We start from the raw sequence: 17837 nt of genomic DNA on the forward strand, positions 1-17837 counted from the left end.
CGGCCCCGCGCCGCGCCGCGCCGCCCGCGCCGCGCCGGGCGGTGCGTGGGTGCCCGGTGTTGGCCGCACTTGCCTCGGTGCCGTTGGCGATGATCACGAAGAGTTTTTGGGACCCCTGGGTGGAAGAATCCTTCGTGATCATGGAGGTTGCGGGCGGGAGCGTCCGCGGGGCCTTCCCACCCGCCCGCGAGGCACGGCGGCGCAGCGGCCCGGCGCTGGTTGGCGGCCGGCCGCCGACGCTTACGTTCAGTAGCCGAAGGGCGGGTTGGTCGCGCCGGCGGCCGGGCCCGGCCCCGGCGACCCGTTCGTGGGTCGGCGCCGCGCCGGGGCAGGCGGAGGCGAGGGACGCAGGTGTGCGTTGCCTACGTCCCTCGGGGCGGCCGGGCGCTACGAGACGGACAGGGAGTGGACGGCGCCGGCTCGGGTGCCGAAGTACATCGCGCCCTTCCAGACCGCCGGGGTCGACTCGATGCAGCCGCCGATCTTCAGCTCCCACAGCAGCTTGGGCTGGGCGTTGGTGTCTCCGACGTCGTACGCGTGCATGACGCCCGAGCAGTCGCCGATGAACAGGGTGTCGTCCACGACCACCGGGGACTGCCAGGTCTCGTTGCCCGGGACGTGGAACTTCCAGCGGACGGCGCCCGTCTGGCGGTCCAGGCCCATCACGTCGCCGCCCGTCGTGTCGAAGATGGCGATGTCCTTGTACAGCGCCGGCGTGCCCCAGATGCCGGCCGGCTTCGAGCCCTGGTCCTTGACGGCCCACACGACCGGGTTGTCGGGCTTCGACGGGTCCAGCTTCAGCATCTGGCCGACCTCCTTCGAGCGGGCGTTGCCCTTCTCGTACTCCGAGCCGACGTAGAGGAACCCCGCCTCGTCGATGACGATGGAGGCGTCGGTGTCGTCGCCGGTCCAGAAGCGGAACGTGCGGGTCGGGGTCTTGCCCTCCTTGAGGCCGCTGATGTCCCAGCCCTGGACCAGGCCGCCGGAGTTGGCGAAGTAGACGGTGTTCTTGTAGATGGCGACCGAGTTCTCGATCGAGACGTTGGTGTCGCCGAAGTCCTTGAGCAGCTGCTGGTCCCAGCCCGGGGTGTTGAACACCAGCTTCGGGTTGACCGTCACCTTGCCGTTGGCGTCATAGCCGCGGTTGAGCTTCACGATGTGGAACTGGCTGTTCTCGCCGCCCTCGAACAGGTAGTCGTCGATGATCAGGCCGGAGCCGTCCCAGTCGTCGTTCCACATCGTCGGCTTCACGGCGCTGGCGGAGAGCTTCCACAGCTCGGTCGGCACGCCACGGTCGAGCGCGATGACCCGGTAGTAGTTGTCGCGGGAGCCGGAGTAGAGCAGCGGGTAGCCGTCGGGGTCGACGGTGACGGTGCCCTTGATGATGTCGCCGGTCTTGAAGTCGGGCATGATCTGCTGCCCGGTGGCCGCGTCGAGGAAGTGGATGTTGCGGTCGTAGGCGCCGAACACCACCCAGGTGCGCCCGTCGCGCTCGAAGACGGCCGGCTGGCCGGTCCAGCCGTTGCCGCACCACTGCGTGGTCTTGCCCTTGTCCTCGGACATCGCGCACATGCCGCCGGTCTTCGGATACTGCCACTTGTGGACCGGCATGGTCTTCGGCACGGGGCCCTGCCCGTAATACGTCCGGGTCGGGTTGCCGCGGAACGTTAACAAGCCGTTGACCTTCGTGCCCCACGGCTTGCCGACGAGCTCGGGGTCGGACCAGCCCACGAACGGCGGCTTCGACGGCGACGGCGACGCGGCGGTGGTCGCGCCGGCGCCGGGGTTCGCTGCCGAGGAGCTGTCGGAGCGCGCGCGGCGCAACGCGTATGCGGTGGTGGCAACGCCACCGATGACCAGCACCAAGGCTCCAGCGAGCAGCAGGCGGAACGCCCCCGAACGTGACATGCCGACCAGTATGTCGGCACCCTACGACAAAAAAGCTCCTCCGAACGGCGGCATCGTCCTGCAACCCTCGGCTCACCTATCAGTTCACCTATTTCGGTTTTTCGAAGTGCTGGTAGTCGACGCCGCTGCGCCAGGCGCCGCCCCAGGTGAAGCCCTCGGCCCGGAACGCGGTGACCACGACGTCCCCGTCGACGATCATGCCGGGCCGCACGTCGCGCCGGTCCAGGTAGTCCTTGCCGGCCGGCGGCATGATCTTCCCCTTGGGCAGGTACGGGTTCTCGACGGTGTTGACGTCGATGGCCCGCCCGTAGGCGTGGTTCGACAACGTGCTGGTCCCGGGCACGGAGCGGCAGTTGAACGCCGAGGTGTTGTCGGCGGCCATCGACGCGTCGTCGCTGCCGCCGTACGCCTCGATGAGCTGCATGCTGCGGATCGGGAACCGCGCGGCGCGCAGCTTGGCGAAGACCCGCAGCACGGCCGGCGCGATCGCCTGGTGCACGACGAGCTGCCCGCGCTGCCCGGCCCCGGCGAAGTCGACGTAGGCGATGGTGAGCAGCCGCAGGTCGTCGAGGCCGACGGGGCACCCCGGCTGCCACGAGACCCCGGTCATCGCCTGCCGCAGCGCCGGCGGCAACGGCTCGCTGGTGTCCGCGGCAGGTGTCGATGTGGCAGGTGTACCGCCAGAGCCCGCGCCCGGCGACGAAGCGCCCGCGCCGGCGGAGGCGGCGGCCGCCAACGGTCGCTCGCCGCCCGGCGAGCAGGCGGCCGTCAGCAGCGACACGACCGCCACGACGAGCACGGTCCAGGAACGTACGGCCATGGTGCCGATACTATGGGCCGTGCCGGTTGACCAGCGCCGCCGACCCATCCGTCGCGCGACCGCCTTCTCGCTGCTCATCGCCGCTCTGCTGATGCCGTTGGCCGCGTGTTCGAAGCGCCCGCCGACGTCCGCCGCGGCGCCGTCCGCAGAATCGTCGCCGATGCTCGCGGAGGTGCCGGCCGCGCCGTCGTCGCCGTCCGCGGCCCCGCCGTCCGTGACGGCCGCGCCCGCGAGCACGGCCCCGAAGCCCGCCGGCACATCGGGTACACCTGCCGCAAATGACGCATCGCGACTCCGGACCCTGCCGTCCTCCACCACCCAGGTGGTGATCGTCAAGACGCCCGGCATGGCGTCGACGTCGGGCACGCTGCAGGCCTTCACGAAGTCGGGCGGGGCGTGGCGGCCGGCGTTCGCGGCGATGCCGGCCCGGATCGGGTCCAACGGCTTCAGCGACAGCAAGCGCGAGGGCGACAAGACGACACCAACCGGTGTGTATGCGATCGACGGCACGATGTACGGCATCGCGGGCAATCCGGGCGTCCGTTATGCGTACCACCGGCTGGTCCCCGACGACTGGTGGAACGAGAACAGCGACACGTCGGGCTACAACACGTTCAGTCACGGACCGAACCCCGGCGGGCCGAGCGAGCCGCTGTGGCAGATCAGCCCGCAATACACGCACCTCGCTGTGATCCGCTACAACATGCCGGCCACCCCGGGCCGCGGCAGCGGCATCTTCCTGCACCAGAGCACCGGCAACGCGACCCTGGGCTGTGTGAGCCTGGCCAACGAGCATCTGGTCGCGGTGCTGCGCTGGCTCGACCCTGCGGCCAACCCAAGGATCGTCATGGCACCCAGCGACCGGCTCAACCGCTACTGAGCGTCACCTCGCTCAAAAGTCACAAAGCAGCTACAACCCCCGCCAGGGTAGCGAAAAGTGACCATTCCGCAACGCCCGCGGGCAATGATCGGCGCACCAGGGGCGGTTGCCGGCGCGTTGCGCAATTGTTACCGGCAACAACAAAGTCTGGACCTCGGTGGCCTTGTGTCCACGGGGCGTGGAGGAATACGTTGCCGGACACAACAATCACCGTCGTCCCGGACACACCCCGACGGTGGACTCCGCCCTAGAACCTCCTCGCGCCCCTCAAAGGCGCATATCCGAAAGGACCCGTGCAAATGCGCAAAGGGATCCTCTCCCTGTTGGCGGTAGGCGTCCTCGCCACCGGCGGCCTCACCGCCTGCGGCGACGACTCGTCGGACTCCGGCAGCAGCGGCGATACCGCCAAGAAGCCGAAGATCGGCGTCATCCTGCCGGACAGCAAGTCGTCGGCCCGCTGGGAGACGGCGGACCGCAAGTACCTCGAGGCCGCCTTCAAGGCCGCCGGCGTGGACTCCGACATCCAGAACGCGCAGGGCGACAAGGCCGCGTTCCAGACCATCGCCGAGCAGATGATCACCGGTGGCGTCAACGTCCTGATGATCGTCAACCTCGACTCCGGTACCGGTAAGGCCGTCCTCGACAAGGCCAAGTCGGCCGGCGTCGCGACGATCGACTACGACCGGCTCACGCTGGGCGGCTCCGCGCAGTACTACGTGTCGTTCGACAACACCGCGGTCGGCAAGCTGCAGGGCGAGGGCCTGGTCAAGTGCCTGACCGACCTCAAGGCGACCAAGCCGATCATCGCCGAGCTCAACGGCTCGCAGACCGACAACAACGCCACCCTGTTCAAGGCCGGCTACGACGGCGTGCTCAAGGCCAAGTACGACAGCGGCGAGTACGTCAAGGGCCCGGACCAGTGGGTTCCGGACTGGGACAACACCCAGGCCGGCACGATCTTCGAGCAGATGCTGACCTCGACCCCGAACATCGCGGGTGTCCTGGCGGCCAACGACGGTCTCGGCAACGCCGCGATCAACGCGCTCAAGAAGCAGGGCCTCAACGGCAAGGTCCCGGTGACCGGCCAGGACGCGACCGTCCAGGGTCTGCAGAACATCCTCAACGGTGACCAGTGCATGACCGTCTACAAGGCTGTCAAGCAGGAGGCCGACGCGGCCGCGAAGCTGGCCATCGGCCTGGCCAAGGGCGAGAAGGGCTCCACCACCCAGAAGGTGACCGACCCCGAGGGCAAGCGCGACGTCGACGCCGTGCTGCTCACCCCGAAGTCCATCACCAAGGACAACGTGAAGGACGTCGTCGACGACGGCTACGTCACGGTTGCCGAGCTGTGCACCGGCGACTTCGCCGCGAAGTGCACCGCCGCGGGTATCAAGTAACACCCGGCGTCACCAGCCCGGCGTCCACAGCCTCGACTCTGTGGGCGCCGGGCCTCGGCCGTGAACACCCCCGGCGGCAGCCCTTCCGCCGGAGACGAAGAAGTCGGACATGGAGAAGGAGCATCGTGACCGACACACCCTTGCTGGAAGTGAAGAAGCTCAACAAGAGCTTCGGACCGGTCCAGGTCCTGCGTGACGTGGACTTCTCGGCCTACGCCGGCCAGGTCACCGCCCTCGTCGGCGACAACGGAGCCGGAAAGTCCACCCTGGTGAAGTGCCTCGGCGGGATCTACTCCATCGACTCCGGCGACTATTTCTTCGACGGCAAGCCCGTCACCGTGCACGGGCCGCGCGACGCCGCCGCCCTCGGCCTCGAGATCGTGTACCAGGACCTCGCGCTCTGCGACAACCTGGACATCGTCCAGAACATGTTCCTCGGCCGGGAGATCAAGAGCGGCCTCGTCCTCGACGACATCTCGATGGAGCAGAAGGCCGCCGAGACCCTCGCCGGCCTGTCGGTCCGCACCGTCAAATCGGTGCGCCAGCACGTCTCCAGCCTCTCCGGCGGCCAGCGCCAGACCGTCGCCATCGCCAAGGCCGTGCTCTGGAACAACCGCGTCGTCGTGCTCGACGAGCCGACCGCCGCCCTGGGCGTCGCGCAGACCGCGCAGGTGCTCGAGCTCGTGCGCCGCCTCGCCGACAACGGCCTCGCCGTCGTGCTCATCTCGCACAACATGAACGACGTGTTCGCGGTCGCCGACCGGATCGCCGCGCTCTTCCTCGGCCAGATGGCCGCCGAGGTCCGCGCGTCCGACGTGACCCACTCGCAGGTCGTCGAACTCATCACCGCCGGGCGCAGCGGCGACCTCGGCCTTCGCCAGAACGGAGCGGCGGCATGACCGTGTCCACCGTGCCCCCGGAGGAGAAGGCGGCCGCCGGCCGGCCGGTGACCCTGGGCAGCTACGTCAGCGGCTACTTCGGCAAGGTGCGCGGCGGTGACATGGGCGCCCTGCCCGCCATCTCCGGCCTCATCGTGCTCGTGATCGTGTTCTCGATCGCCCGCCCGGTCTTCTTCAGCAAGGCCAACTTCGCGAACCTGCTGACCCAGGGCGCCGCCGTCACGATCATCGCCATGGGTCTCGTGTTCGTGCTGCTCCTGGGCGAGATCGACCTCTCCGCCGGCTTCGCCAGCGGCGTCTGCGCCGCCGTGCTCGCGACACTGCTCACGACGCACGGCTATCCGTGGTACGTCGCCGTCCTCGGCGCCATCGTGACCGGTGTCGTCATCGGCCTCGTGCTCGGCACACTCGTGGCGAAACTCGGCATCCCGTCGTTCGTCGTCACCCTGGCGGCGTTCCTCGCCTTCCAGGGCGCCGTGCTGCTGCTCATCAAGGGCGGCACGATCATCGCCGTCGACGACCCCACGATCAAGAAGATCAACTTCGACGGCCGGTTCACCCCGGTCCAGGGCTGGATCCTCTTCGCCGTCACCGTCCTCGGCCTGCTCGCGGTCCACCTCTGGAAGCGCCGGGGCCGGGCCAAGCGGGGCCTGGCGGTCGAGCCGATGTCGGTCATCGCCCTGCGCGTCGGCTCGGTCGCCGTGCTGCTCGGCGTCGCCGTCTACGTGCTCAACCTGGAGCGCGGCCGCAACGTGCTGTTCTCCCAGAAGGGCGTCCCGATGGTCGTCCTGATCATCGGCGTGTTCCTGCTGCTGTGGACGTTCGTGCTCGGCCGCACCGCCTACGGCCGGCACGTCTACGCCGTCGGCGGCAACAAGGAGGCCGCCCGCCGGGCCGGCATCAACGTCGACGCGATCCGCATCTCCGTGTTCGTCATCTGCTCCGGCATGGCGGCCATCGGCGGCATCATCGCCGCGTCGCGCGCCGCGTCGGTCGACCCGAACACGGGCGGCAGCAACGTCCTGCTGTACGCGGTGGGCGCCGCGGTCATCGGCGGCACCAGCCTCTTCGGCGGCAAGGGCCGGGTCCTCGACGCGGTCCTCGGCGGCGCGGTCGTCGCGGTCATCGAGAACGGCATGGGCCTGCTGGGCTACGAGTCGGGCGTGAAGTTCATCGTCACGGGCGTCGTCCTGCTGCTCGCGGCGAGCGTCGACGCGCTGTCCCGGCGGCGGGCTGCCGCGGCGGGATTGAGTTGACGACCGGCGGCTAGGCTCGTTACCCGCCCCCGGAGAGAAAGCCGAGCATGCGCGTTGGTCCCAGCCAGGAGGAGATCCGCCGGAGCAACCTCGGTGCGCTCCTGCGCTCCGTGCACCTCCACGGCGCCATGTCCCGCGCCGACCTCACCAACAGCCTGGGACTCAACCGCAGCACGATTGGGGCGCTGACCGCGGACCTCGCCGCCGCCGGCCTGGTGAGCGAAGAGGTCCCGCAGGAGCAGCGCGGCCGGGCCGGGCGACCCTCGCTGGTCGTCCGGCCCGAGTCCGAGAAGGTGTACGTCTACGCGTTCGCCGTCGAGGTCGACCGCATCGTCGGGGCCCGGGTCGGGCTCGGCGGCGTCCTGCTCGACCGGCACGAGGCCGCCCGTCCCCGCGGTGAGCAGGACGCGGCGGCCGTCGTGGCGCCCATCGCGGACTTCGTGCGCAAGATGCAGGCCGCCGCGCCGGCCGACGCGCGGCTCATCGGCAGCGGCGCGGCCGTCTCGGCGATGGTCCGCCGCGAGGACGGCTACGTCCGCCTCGGCCCGCAGCTCGGCTGGGTCGACCAGCCGCTCGGCGAGGCCCTCGGCGAGGTGATCGGCGACGGCCGCCCGGTCGCCGTGCGCAACAACGCCGACCTGGCGGCGCTGGCCGAGCACACCCGTGGCGCGGCCGTGGGCTGCGACAACGTCGTCTACCTGTACGGCGACGCCGGCGTCGGCGGCGGCATCATCGCCGCCGGGCGGCCGGTCACCGGCCACGGCGGGTACGGCGGCGAGGTCGGCCACATGGTGGTCAACCCGGTCGGCAAGCCGTGCAGCTGCGGCTCGCACGGCTGCTGGGAGACCGAGATCGGCGAGCACGCCCTGCTCGCCGCGGCCGGCCGCAACCCGTCCGCCGGCCGCGAGGGCATCATGGCCGTCGTCGACGCCGCCTCCCGCGGCGACAACAGCGCCCAGGCGGCCGTCCGGCAGGTCGGGGACTGGCTCGGCTTCGGCGTGGCCAACCTGGTGAACATCTTCAACCCGGAGATGGTCATCTTCGGCGGGACGCTGCGGGAGGTGTACCTCGCGTCGGCCGCGCAGGTCCGCAGCCGGTTGAACCGCAACGGGCTGCCGGCGTGCCGGGAGCACGTCCGGCTGCGCACGCCGCAGCTCGGCGACGACGCCTCGCTGCTGGGCGCGGCTGAGCTGGCGTTCGAGCCGCTCTTCGCCGACCCGCTGGACCCGGCCTGACCCGCTGCGTCTCCCACCCGCCTGGCCTGCCTGAGCGGCCGGGCCGAGGTCGTTTCCTAGCATCCTAGGATGCCTTAGAGGGTGCGGCTGACGCCGCACTGCAAAGCACAAGCCCGGCCGCTGCGCGGCAGACTTCCGTTTTTCCTTGGTGTGGGACCGCTCAGGACGGTTTCGTCAGCGGCCGAGGTCGTCGTGGGAGTGGAAGGTGAGCACGGCGACGGTCTGGCCTCGCGGTCGAAGGCGATGTCGACGCGGGCCGGCTCGGTGTGCGGCTCGTGCTGACCCGTGCCGAGGCCGCGGGCGCGGGCGCCGGCCCGCGCGGCGGCGAGCTCGGCGAGGGTGCCGGTCTCGCGGGTGGCAGGCCGGCGGTGGCGAGGGCGTTGGGCTTGTTGGTGGCGGCGCGGCTGAACCGGCCGGCGGGGTTGTCGCCGGCCTCGTCGGTCGAGTTGACCTGCAGCAGGAGCGCGGCCAGGCGGATGCGGCGCGCCCTACTCGGCGTGCTCTTTTCGCCACCAGTCGGCGCCGGTCTCGGGCAGCGTGTCGATCGGGTCGTAGTACGGGTAGCTGCGGTCGAGGTCCATGCTGTCGTGCTCGATGGAGGTGCGGTAGTTCTTGGTCCAGTAGCTGATGCCGCGTTCGCGGTCGTACTCGGTGATCATGTGGACCCAGCGTTTGCCGACGAAGGGGACGTCGCAGACGATGCGCGGGGTGGCGTACCCGGGCAGGTAGCCCATGATGTCGTGCTGGAGCTGCTGGGCCTGCCAGACGGCGACGCGCCAGTGTTCGGCGTTGGGGATCATGTCGCACATGTAGAAGTAGTACGGCAGGATGCCGGCTTCGCCCTGCAGGGCGAAGCAGAGGTCGAGCAGGTCGGCGGCGGTGGCGTTGACGCCGCGCATGAGGACGCCCTGGTTGCGTACGTCGCGGACGCCGACCTCGAGGGCGGTCTGGGCGGCTCTGGCGACGAGCGGGGTGAGGGACTGGGCGTGGTTGACGTGGGTGTGGATGGCGAGGTTGACGCCGCGGCGGGCGGCGGTGCGGGCGACGCGTTCGAGGCCTTCGACGACGTCGGGCTGCAGCCAGTGCTGGGGCAGGCCCATGAGGGCTTTGGTGGCGAGGCGGATGTCGCGGACGGTCTCGATGTCGAGGAGGCGCATGAGGAAGGACTCGAGGTGCTTCCAGGGGACGTTGGCGACGTCGCCGCCGGAGACGACGACGTCGCGGACGCCGGGGTGGGCGCGCAGGTAGGCGATCATCGCGTCGTAGCGGTCGGTGGGTTTGAGGGTGAGGCGGAGCTTGTCGACGGTGGGGGTGGAGTTGCCGACGAGGTCCATGCGGGTGCAGTGGCCGCAGTACTGGGGGCAGGTGGAGAGGAGTTCGGCGAGGACTTTGGTGGGGTAGCGGTGGGTGAGGCCTTCGGCGACCCACATGTCGTGTTCGTGGAGTGAGTCGCGGGTGGCGTAGGGGTGGGAGGGCCAGTCGGTGAGGCGGTCGCTGGCGACGGGGAGCATGTAGCGGCGGATGGGGTCGGCGTAGAGGGCGTCGGTGGTGAGGTCGCCGGTGGGCACCATGGTGTTGATCATCTGGGGTGGGATGAGCATGGACATGGTGGCGTGGTGGGCCTGGTCGGCGGCGAGGTCGTCGTAGAAGGTCTGGGTGATGTTGTCGCCCATGAGCGCTTTGAGCTGGGCGATGTTCTTGATGCAGTGGGCGCGTTGCCATTGGGCGGATTCCCACTGGTCGCGGGTGACGTCGTGCCAGCCGGGGAAGCGGCGCCAGTCCGGCTCGGTGAGGGTCCGGCGTTGGTAGACGTATGGCTGCATGTCCGGCCTCCACGACGAAAAACTTTCGTAACAGTGGCACCATAGCGGGATTTCTTCGTCAGTTCGACCTCGACGGCGGAATTTTTACTGTTCCGCTCCCGATGCGACGCTGCCCGCCGCGCTGGACCTGCGGGGTGCGGCGGGGTGGCTGCGTGGCGGCCCGGGCGGGTGTTGGCGGGCACCGCGAGGGCTTGAAAGATATTCTGCAATCACGCTACTGTGCCGGAAATTCTGCGGCGATAGTTGGGTGGTGCGGGAAATGGGTTCGCCGATCGGGTTGCATCGGGTGGTTGAGCCGGCGGGTGTGCTGCCCCAGGCGGCGTATCGGCTCGACCCCTCTGCGGCGATCGGCGCCGACGAGGTGCGGGTGCGGGTCGAGCGGCTCAACCTCGACGCGGCGAGCTTCCGTCAGCTCGTCGGCGAGCACGCCGGCGACGGCGACAAGATCCGCGCGGCGGTCCTGGGGATCGTCGAGGAGCGCGGCAAGATGCACAACCCGGTCACCGGCTCGGGTGGCATGCTCATCGGCACGGTCGAGGAGGCCGGCCCGGCGTCGCCGCTCGGGCTGCGCCCGGGTGACCGGGTCGCGACGCTGGTGTCGCTGACGCTGACCCCGTTGCGGATCGCCGACGGCCTGGTCCGCTGGGACGGCCGCACCGAGCAGGTCCCGTGCGACGGTCATGCGATCCTGTTCGCCCGGTCGATCGCCGCGGTGCTCCCGGAGGACCTGGACCCCGAGCTGTCCCTCGCGGTGCTGGACGTGTGCGGCGCCCCGGCGCTGGTCGCGAGGACCCTGCGCGGCATGCTCGCGTCTCCGAGTCGTGTCGATCCTGCGGTTGTGGTGCGGGGTTCGTCGCCGGACGTCCCGGTAAAGGAGGCATCACAACCGCAGGATCGGCGCCCGGTGCGGGTCGCGGTGCTGGGCGCGGCCGGTAAGAGCGGCTCTTTGGCCCTGGCGGCCGCCCGCGACGTCGCCGCCGCCGGCCCGGGCGCCGTGCGGACGGTCGGTGTGGTGCGGGACGGCGCGGAGCGGGAGCGGCTCGAGGCCACCGGGCTCGCCGACGACGTGGTCGTCGCCGATGCCCGCGACGCGGTCGGGCTGGCAACGGCGCTGGACGTGGTGGGTGGGGCGGCCGACCTGACCGTCGTGTGTGTCGACGTTCCTGGGTGCGAGCATGCGGCGATCCTGGCCACCGCGGCCGGTGGGACCGTCGTGTTCTTCTCGATGGCGACGTCGTTCCCGGCGGCGGCGCTCGGGGCGGAGGGGCTCGCCGCCGACGTGACGATGATCATCGGGAATGGTTACGTGCCTGGCCACGCCGAGTACGCGCTGCGGCTGCTGCGATCCGACACGGGCGTGCGAGCGCTGTTCGAGGCGCGGTTGGCAGACTGGGCGCCATGAGAACCCTCTACCGTGGTGGCCGGGTGCTGACCCCGGCCGACCCCTTCGCCACGGCGCTGCTCGTCGACGGTGACCGGATCGGCTGGCTCGGGCCCGACCAGGATGCGCCCGCCGGGGCGGACCGGGTCGTCGACCTGGCGGGTGCGCTGGTGACCCCGGCGTTCGTCGACGCGCACGTGCACACCACCGCCACGGGGCTCACCCTGCAGGGGCTCAGCCTCGGAGGTACCACATCCGCCACCGACGTCCTCGACGCGGTCGCCGCGCACGCGCAGGGCCTCGCGCCGGACGCGGTCGTCATCGGGCACGGGTGGGACGAGTCCGGCTGGGCCGATCAGACGACCCCGACCGCGCAGGAGCTCGACCGGGCCGGTGGTGGCCGGGCCGTCTACCTGTCGCGGACGTGTGTCCATGCCGCGCTCGTCTCGTCGAAGCTGCTGACCGACGAAGCGAGGCAGGCGGCGGGATACGACGCGGGTGGGTGGCTGCGCCGTGACGCGCACCACGTGGTGCGGGAGGCCGCGTTCAGCAGCATCACGATGGACCAGGTCCGCGCCGCCCAGCGCGCCGCACTCCAGAAGGCCGCCTCCCTGGGGATCGCGTCGGTGCACGAGTGCGGTGGCCCCGGCACGTCCGGTGAGGACGACTTCGTCGCCGCCATGTCGCACGGGCCCACGCTGCCGGAGGTGTACGGGCTGTGGGGCGAGGCCGGCGCCGCGGCGAAGGCGAAGGAGCTCGGCGCGCGGGGTGCGGCCGGTGACCTGTATGCGGACGGGGCGCTCGGCGCGCGTACCGCGCACCTGCGTCGGGCGTACGAGGACGGTGACCATGACCACGGGCACGGGTACCTGACCGCGGAGCAGGTGACGGAGCATCTCGTCGGCTGCGCCCGGCACGGTGTGCAGGGCGGGTTCCACGCCATCGGCGACCAGGCGATCGCGACGGTACTGCGGGGTTTCGCGGGTGCGGCGCAGCGCGTCGGCGTCGACCGGATCCGGGCCGGGCGGCACCGGATCGAACACGTCGAGCTGCTGGACAAGCAGCTCATCGCGCAGCTCGTCGACTTCGGAGTGGTCGCCAGCGTCCAGCCGGCGTTCGACCGGCTGTGGGGCGGTGACCGCGGCATGTATGCGCAGCGGCTCGGCGTCGAGCGGTCGCTGGCGTCGAACCCGATCGGTTCGCTGGCCGGGGTGGGGGTGATGCTGGCGTTCGGTTCGGACTCGCCGGTGACCGACCTCGACCCGTGGGGGTCGTGCCGGGCGGCGCTGCGGCACCACAACCCGGTGCAGCGCATCGGGGCGCGGGCGGCGTTCGCGGCGCACACGCGGGGCGGTTGGCGGGCTGTCGGGATCGACGACGAAGGGGTGTTGAACCCGGGCTGGTCGGCGACGTTCGCGGTCTGGGACACGACCGGCGACCTGCCGGGTGTCCTGGCGTCGGATGTGACGCCGGCGGCGCGGGCGACGGTCCTGCGCGGGCAGGAGATCCACACGCAGTGAGGAGAACGGTGCGGTGAGCGGGAAACTCGGGCTCGACAGCGCGGTCGTGGCCGAGGCGCGGCGGCTGGCGGCGGCGGCCGGGCAGCCGGTTGTCGATCTGGCGCGGCAGCACACGACGGTGTCGGTGGAGCGGGCGGTGCTGCGGTTGGCCGGGGTCGGTGGCGCTGACCCGGACGGTATCCCGTGGGTGAACCGGCTGGTTGACGCGGTGCGGGAGCAGGTCGGTCTCGGTCACGGTGTGGCGGTGCCGGTGTTCGATGCGCTGCGCCGGGAGGGTCATGCCGATCTGACGTTGCTGGCGCAGAAGGCGGCGGCTGGTTCGGTTCGCTTCGAGGTACCGGAGAAAACCGGAAATGTCCGGAGTGCGGCGCGGAAGGCGGTGCGGGCGGGGATCGCGCGGATCGACCAGCGGCGCAAGGAACGGGACCGGCTCGTCAGACGGCACGGCGACCCGCCCCGCACGCCGTGGGTGTATCTCATCGTCGCCACCGGCGACATCTACGAGGACATCCCGCAGGCCCAGGCCGCCGCCCGGGCGGGTGCCGACGTCATCGCCGTCATCCGCTCCACCGGCCAGTCGCTGCTCGACTACGTGCCGGAGGGCGCCACCCGCGAGGGGTTCGCCGGCACCTACGCCACCCAGGAGAACTTCCGGCTCATGCGGGCCGCGCTCGACGACACGTCGCGGGAGGTCGGCCGGTACGTGCGGCTGACGAACTACGCGTCCGGGCTGTGCATGCCGGAGATCGCGACCCTCGCCGGCCTCGAGCGGCTCGACATGATGCTCAACGACTCGATGTACGGCATCCTGTTCCGCGACATCAACCCCATCCGCACCTTCGTCGACCAACGGTTCTCCCGGCAGATCCACGCCCGCGCCGGGATCGTCATCAACACCGGCGAGGACAACTACCTCACCACCGCCGACGCGGTCGACGCCGCCCACACCGTCACCGTGTCGCAGCTGCTCAACGAGTACTTCGCCCACGAGGCCGGGCTCGCCGACTGGCAGCTCGGCCTCGGCCACGCGTTCGAGATCAACCCCGACCTGCCCGAGTCGTTCCGGCTCGAGCTCGCGCACGCGCTGCTGGCGCGGGAGCTGTTCCCGGACGCGCCGCTGAAGTGGATGCCGCCGACGAAGCACATGACCGGCGACGTGTTCCGCGGCAACCTGCTCAACGGGTTCTTCAACCTTGCCGGGATGCTCACCGGCCAGGGCATCCTCCTCGTGGGGATGATGACCGAGGCGGTCGTGACGCCGTGGCTGTCGGACCGGGACATCGCCCTGCAGAACGTGCACTACGTGCGGCAGGCGGCGGGCAACCTGCACGAGGACTTCACCCCGGGGCGCTTCATTCAGGAACGGGCGGCAACGGTACTGGGGGAGGCCGTCGACCTGCTGGGGAAGATCCGCGACGAGGGGCTGCTCGAAGCGATCGCCGACGGCACGTTCGGGATCATGCGCCGCCCCGCCGACCGCGGCAAGGGCCTCGACGGTGTCGCCCGCCGCGAACCCGGCTACTACAACCCGGCCCAGGACATCTTGGAGGGCACCACATGAGCGGTTCCGGAGCGCAGCGCAGGAGGCCGCTCATCATGGGCTCGGCGTGGAGCTCAGGCGACCGGAGCGGAGCGGAGGGCGAATGAGCACCGTCGTGCGTCCCTACGGCGACACCACCGGTGACGGGATGGTGCAGCTGTCGTTCACGTTGCCGCTGCCGGCCGGCAAGCGCGGCGAGGGCGCCGCCCTGCAGCTGGCCGGGAAGATGGGCGTCGACCCGGCGATGGTCGTGCACAGCCGCGCCATCGGCGAGCAGCACACCTTCTACGTCGTCTACGGGCGGGTCAACCATCTCGTCGAACCGGGCAAGGTCGTCGTCGCCGAGCGTGACTACCCGCTGCTGTCCGCGAAAGAGATCAACGCGGCGATCCGGGCCCGGTTGCGGCGCAAGCTCGTCGTCGTGGGCGCCTGTATCGGCACCGACGCCCACACCGTCGGCATCGACGCCATCCTCAACGTCAAAGGGATCGCCGGGGAGAAGGGTCTCGAGTACTACCGGGAGTGCCGGGTGGTGAACCTCGGCGCCCAGGTGTCGGTCCCCGACCTCGTCGAACACGCCCGGGCCGAGAAGGCCGACGCTGTGCTCGTCTCGCAGGTCGTCACCCAGCGCGACGCGCACCTGCACAACACGCGTGAGATGTCGGCGGCGTTCCGGGAGGCGTTCCCCGCCGCCCGCCGGCCCCTGCTCGTCGTCGGCGGGCCCCGCTTCGACGAGCTGATGGCCCCCGAGCTCGGCGTGGACCGGATCTTCGGCCGGGGTACGACACCCCGCGAGGTCGCGTCGTACCTCGTGCATGCGGTCGGTGCGCGATGAGTGACAAGGTCGGGACGCGGGTGGTGCACCGGCGGTACGTGCCGTACTCGCACGCCCACTACGCCGGGAACCTCGTGGACGGCGCCTACAGCCTCGCCCTGTTCGGTGACGTCGCCACCGAGGTGTGCATCCGCACCGACGGTGACGAGGGTCTGTTCGCCGGCTACTCCGGTGTCACGTTCCACGCGCCCGTGCGGGCGGGTGACGTGGTCGAGGTGACCGCCGTCGTGACCCGGGTCGGGAACCGGTCCCGGACGATCGAGTTCACCTGCCACGTGGTGTGCCGGGGCACCCCGTCGGTCTCCGCGTCGGCGGCTGAGGTGCTCGACCCGCCGGTCCTGGCGACGTCGGCGACCGGCACCGTCGTCGTGCCCGCGCGTTGATGCTGGTCGCCTGTCTGGATGTCGGGTCGACCGACACGAAACTCGCCGTCGTCGATGTCGGTGACGGGACGCTCGTCGCCTCCGCCAGCCACCCGACGACCATCGGGTCCGACGTGCTGGACGGCGTCGACGCGCTGCTGGCCGGGTGCGGGCCGGTGGAGCGGGTGTACTGCTGCTCGTCGGCCGGGGGCGGGCTGCGGCTCGCCGTCATCGGGCAGGAGGCCCTCGTCTCCGCCGACGCCGCCCACCGCGTCGCCCTGTCCGCGGGTGCCCGGGTCGTGCACGTCGCCGCCGGCCGGCAGACCCCCGACGGGCTGCGGACCGTCCGTGCCGCCCGGCCCGACGTGCTGCTGCTCGTGGGCGGCACCGACGGCGGTGACCCCGACACGCTGCTGCACAACGCCCGCCGTCTCGCCGCGGCCCGGTGGCGGGTCCCGGTCGTCGTGGCCGGCAACGCCGACGCCCGCGACGAGGTCACCGCGCTGCTCACCGGCCGCGGCCTGCCCGTCGCCGCCACCGGCAACGTCCTGCCCCGCATCGGTGTCCTCGACCCCGGCCCGGCCCGCGCCGCGATCCGGGACGTGTTCCTGCGGCACGTCATCGGCGGTAAACGCCTCTCCCGCGGCACCCGCTTCGCCCGGCTCGTCGCCGCCGCCACCCCCGACGCCGTCCTCACCGGGGTCGGGCTGTACGCGGACCAGCTGCCCGGGGACCTCCTCGTCGTCGACGTCGGCGGCGCCACCACCGACGTGTACTCGGCGCTCGTCCCGGACGAGACCGCGGGTACGGCGGTGGCGGGGACGCTGTGGCGGGCCCGGACCGTCGAGGGTGACCTGGGGGTGCGCTGGAACGTGGACGGGATCGTCGCCGCGGCCGCCGCCGAGCGCATCGCTCCCAACATTTCGGACATCCGGGGCCTCGGGCCGCTCGGGCTGGCGGCGCTCGCGTGCACCGTCGCGGTGCGGCGTCACGCCCGCGCGGGACGGGATCTGCGGAACGTCGTGTCGGTGGTGGCGTCCGGCGGGGTCTTCCGGCATGCTGAACCGCGCGCCGCCGCCGCGGCGCTCACACCGACCCTCCACGACCACCCCGGCGGGTGGGCGCTGCCCCGGGCACCCCACGTCGCCGTCGACCGCGACTACGTCCTCGCACCGGCCGGGCTCCTCGCCGCCGACCACCCGGACGCCGCCGCCGAGCTCCTGCGACGGCACCTGCACGGACCGTGACCGGCAGGGTGAAACGGGTCCGACACGCGGCACGACACGCCGCGGCCCCGGAATTCAACCCCGGGGGGCGGTTGACAGTCCCCCCGAGCGTGCGCGTACCGTCTCTGCGTCCTACTTCGGGAAGGATGACCGCGGTTCGCTTCTCCCCAACGTCAGCTGGCCGGACGTCCACACCAACCGGTGAGACGCCGCCAGGTCCAGCGGGCGGGGGTCGGCGGGGGCCGCGAACCGGTCATCCACCGGTGTCAGGGCAGGGGGGCTCACGCGACCAGTAGACAACGGCACGCCACGGGCAGCCAGCCCGGCGCCGAGCCGGAACGAAGGCCGCGCACGAACGTCACTGCCGCACCGGCCGGACAACGGGCCTGGGAGCGCGGGGCGCGACTTCGGTCGCGCCCCGAATTCAGCTGAGGGCCCGGGTGGCGTACCGCCCGCGTACCACGCCGCCCGCAACTTCCACGTCGGCTCACCCGCCCGGGTGACCGTCGGCTCTTCGCAGGTCACCGGCCCGATGGGTTACGGGTCGGCAGGTTGCGGTCCGGACACGAGGCGGCCACAGCCCGGCACCGGCACCCGCCGCCGCGACCTGTCGATTCCACTTCCAGGCGACATAGCCCGCATAATTGGCGCCGCACGGCAAATACCCGGGTGACCGCGGGTCGCCCGAAGGAACGATGTCATCGGTGACGGAGTAGCGTGCGCGTATGGCTGGTGTGCTCAGCGTGGAGCAGGTT

14 protein-coding genes are annotated in these 17837 nt (G+C 71.1%); 11 read left to right on the plus strand and 3 right to left on the minus strand.

What is annotated here, in order from left to right; genetic code table 11:
* Positions 1-387 precede the first annotated feature (387 nt).
* Together ABZS66_RS52625 and ABZS66_RS52630 are read right to left on the minus strand one after the other, a co-directional pair.
* Positions 388-1908: a PQQ-binding-like beta-propeller repeat protein gene (locus ABZS66_RS52625; protein ID WP_354770938.1), complete on the minus strand. Its 1521-nt coding sequence runs from the start codon at positions 1906-1908 to the stop codon at positions 388-390.
* Between the two features lie 88 nt (positions 1909-1996).
* Positions 1997-2986 (minus strand): M15 family metallopeptidase, encoded by a 990-nt coding sequence (locus ABZS66_RS52630; protein WP_354770940.1) that lies wholly within the window; start codon positions 2984-2986, stop codon positions 1997-1999.
* A gap of 67 nt (positions 2987-3053) precedes the next feature.
* On the opposite strand from ABZS66_RS52630, the gene ABZS66_RS52635 reads away from it, so the two are divergent.
* The 5 genes from ABZS66_RS52635 to ABZS66_RS52655 all read left to right on the plus strand — a co-directional run bounded on the left by ABZS66_RS52635 (position 3054) and on the right by ABZS66_RS52655 (position 8395).
* On the plus strand, positions 3054-3608 hold the full coding sequence (locus tag ABZS66_RS52635) for a L,D-transpeptidase family protein (RefSeq protein WP_354770942.1): 555 nt from the start codon (positions 3054-3056) through the stop codon (positions 3606-3608).
* A gap of 299 nt (positions 3609-3907) precedes the next feature.
* On the plus strand, positions 3908-5005 hold the full coding sequence (locus ABZS66_RS52640) for a substrate-binding domain-containing protein (protein WP_354770944.1): 1098 nt from the start codon (positions 3908-3910) through the stop codon (positions 5003-5005).
* 125 nt (positions 5006-5130) lie between these two features.
* On the plus strand, positions 5131-5904 hold the full coding sequence (locus tag ABZS66_RS52645; protein WP_354770946.1) for an ATP-binding cassette domain-containing protein: 774 nt from the start codon (positions 5131-5133) through the stop codon (positions 5902-5904).
* A complete protein-coding gene (locus ABZS66_RS52650; RefSeq protein ID WP_354770948.1) occupies positions 5901-7160 on the plus strand; it encodes an ABC transporter permease in 1260 nt (419 codons plus the stop codon). The genes ABZS66_RS52645 and ABZS66_RS52650 overlap by 4 nt, the downstream gene beginning before the upstream one ends.
* 47 nt (positions 7161-7207) lie before the next feature.
* Complete coding sequence (locus tag ABZS66_RS52655) at positions 7208-8395, plus strand: ROK family protein (protein ID WP_354770950.1); 1188 nt, start codon at positions 7208-7210, stop codon at positions 8393-8395.
* A 488-nt stretch (positions 8396-8883) separates the two neighbouring features.
* Here the strand turns inward: ABZS66_RS52655 and ABZS66_RS52660 are convergent, their stop codons facing one another.
* Positions 8884-10218, minus strand: coding sequence for a lysine 2,3-aminomutase (locus tag ABZS66_RS52660; protein WP_354770952.1), 1335 nt, complete (start codon positions 10216-10218; stop codon positions 8884-8886).
* Between the two features lie 259 nt (positions 10219-10477).
* Between ABZS66_RS52660 and ABZS66_RS52665 the strand changes: the two genes are divergently transcribed.
* The 6 genes from ABZS66_RS52665 (at position 10478) to ABZS66_RS52690 (ending at position 17103) form a co-directional block, all read left to right on the plus strand.
* Positions 10478-11620 carry a zinc-binding alcohol dehydrogenase gene (locus tag ABZS66_RS52665; RefSeq protein ID WP_354770954.1) on the plus strand — a complete coding sequence of 381 codons (1143 nt, stop codon included), beginning with the start codon at positions 10478-10480 and terminating at the stop codon, positions 11618-11620.
* The gene (locus tag ABZS66_RS52670; RefSeq protein ID WP_354770956.1) at positions 11617-13119 is read left to right on the plus strand and encodes an amidohydrolase family protein; all 1503 of its coding nucleotides are present in this window, start codon (positions 11617-11619) and stop codon (positions 13117-13119) included. Before ABZS66_RS52665 ends, ABZS66_RS52670 begins: the two co-directional genes overlap by 4 nt.
* A 13-nt stretch (positions 13120-13132) precedes the next feature.
* On the plus strand, positions 13133-14680 hold the full coding sequence (locus tag ABZS66_RS52675) for a lysine 5,6-aminomutase subunit alpha (RefSeq protein WP_354770958.1): 1548 nt from the start codon (positions 13133-13135) through the stop codon (positions 14678-14680).
* 82 nt (positions 14681-14762) lie between these two features.
* A complete protein-coding gene (locus tag ABZS66_RS52680; RefSeq protein WP_354770960.1) occupies positions 14763-15494 on the plus strand; it encodes an OAM dimerization domain-containing protein in 732 nt (243 codons plus the stop codon).
* Positions 15491-15877, plus strand: coding sequence for a hotdog domain-containing protein (locus ABZS66_RS52685; protein ID WP_354770962.1), 387 nt, complete (start codon positions 15491-15493; stop codon positions 15875-15877). The genes ABZS66_RS52680 and ABZS66_RS52685 overlap by 4 nt, the downstream gene beginning before the upstream one ends.
* On the plus strand, positions 15874-17103 hold the full coding sequence (locus tag ABZS66_RS52690; protein ID WP_354770964.1) for a glutamate mutase L: 1230 nt from the start codon (positions 15874-15876) through the stop codon (positions 17101-17103). The genes ABZS66_RS52685 and ABZS66_RS52690 overlap by 4 nt, the downstream gene beginning before the upstream one ends.
* Positions 17104-17837 lie beyond the last annotated feature (734 nt).

The sequence above is a fragment of the Dactylosporangium sp. NPDC005572 genome, from assembly GCF_040605515.1.
GTDB lineage: Bacteria > Actinomycetota > Actinomycetes > Mycobacteriales > Micromonosporaceae > Dactylosporangium.

What these genes read in the sequence shown, in the direction of transcription:
- ABZS66_RS52625 (WP_354770938.1), bottom strand. Translation starts at nt 1,908, where the DNA reads ATGTCACGTTCGGGGGCGTTCCGCCTGCTGCTCGCTGGAGCCTTGGTG.
- ABZS66_RS52640 (WP_354770944.1), top strand. Translation starts at nt 3,908, where the DNA reads ATGCGCAAAGGGATCCTCTCCCTGTTGGCGGTAGGCGTCCTCGCCACC.
- ABZS66_RS52650 (WP_354770948.1), top strand. Translation starts at nt 5,901, where the DNA reads ATGACCGTGTCCACCGTGCCCCCGGAGGAGAAGGCGGCCGCCGGCCGG.
- ABZS66_RS52655 (WP_354770950.1), top strand. Translation starts at nt 7,208, where the DNA reads ATGCGCGTTGGTCCCAGCCAGGAGGAGATCCGCCGGAGCAACCTCGGT.
- ABZS66_RS52660 (WP_354770952.1), bottom strand. Translation starts at nt 10,218, where the DNA reads ATGCAGCCATACGTCTACCAACGCCGGACCCTCACCGAGCCGGACTGG.
- ABZS66_RS52665 (WP_354770954.1), top strand. Translation starts at nt 10,478, where the DNA reads ATGGGTTCGCCGATCGGGTTGCATCGGGTGGTTGAGCCGGCGGGTGTG.
- ABZS66_RS52670 (WP_354770956.1), top strand. Translation starts at nt 11,617, where the DNA reads ATGAGAACCCTCTACCGTGGTGGCCGGGTGCTGACCCCGGCCGACCCC.
- ABZS66_RS52680 (WP_354770960.1), top strand. Translation starts at nt 14,763, where the DNA reads ATGAGCACCGTCGTGCGTCCCTACGGCGACACCACCGGTGACGGGATG.
- ABZS66_RS52685 (WP_354770962.1), top strand. Translation starts at nt 15,491, where the DNA reads ATGAGTGACAAGGTCGGGACGCGGGTGGTGCACCGGCGGTACGTGCCG.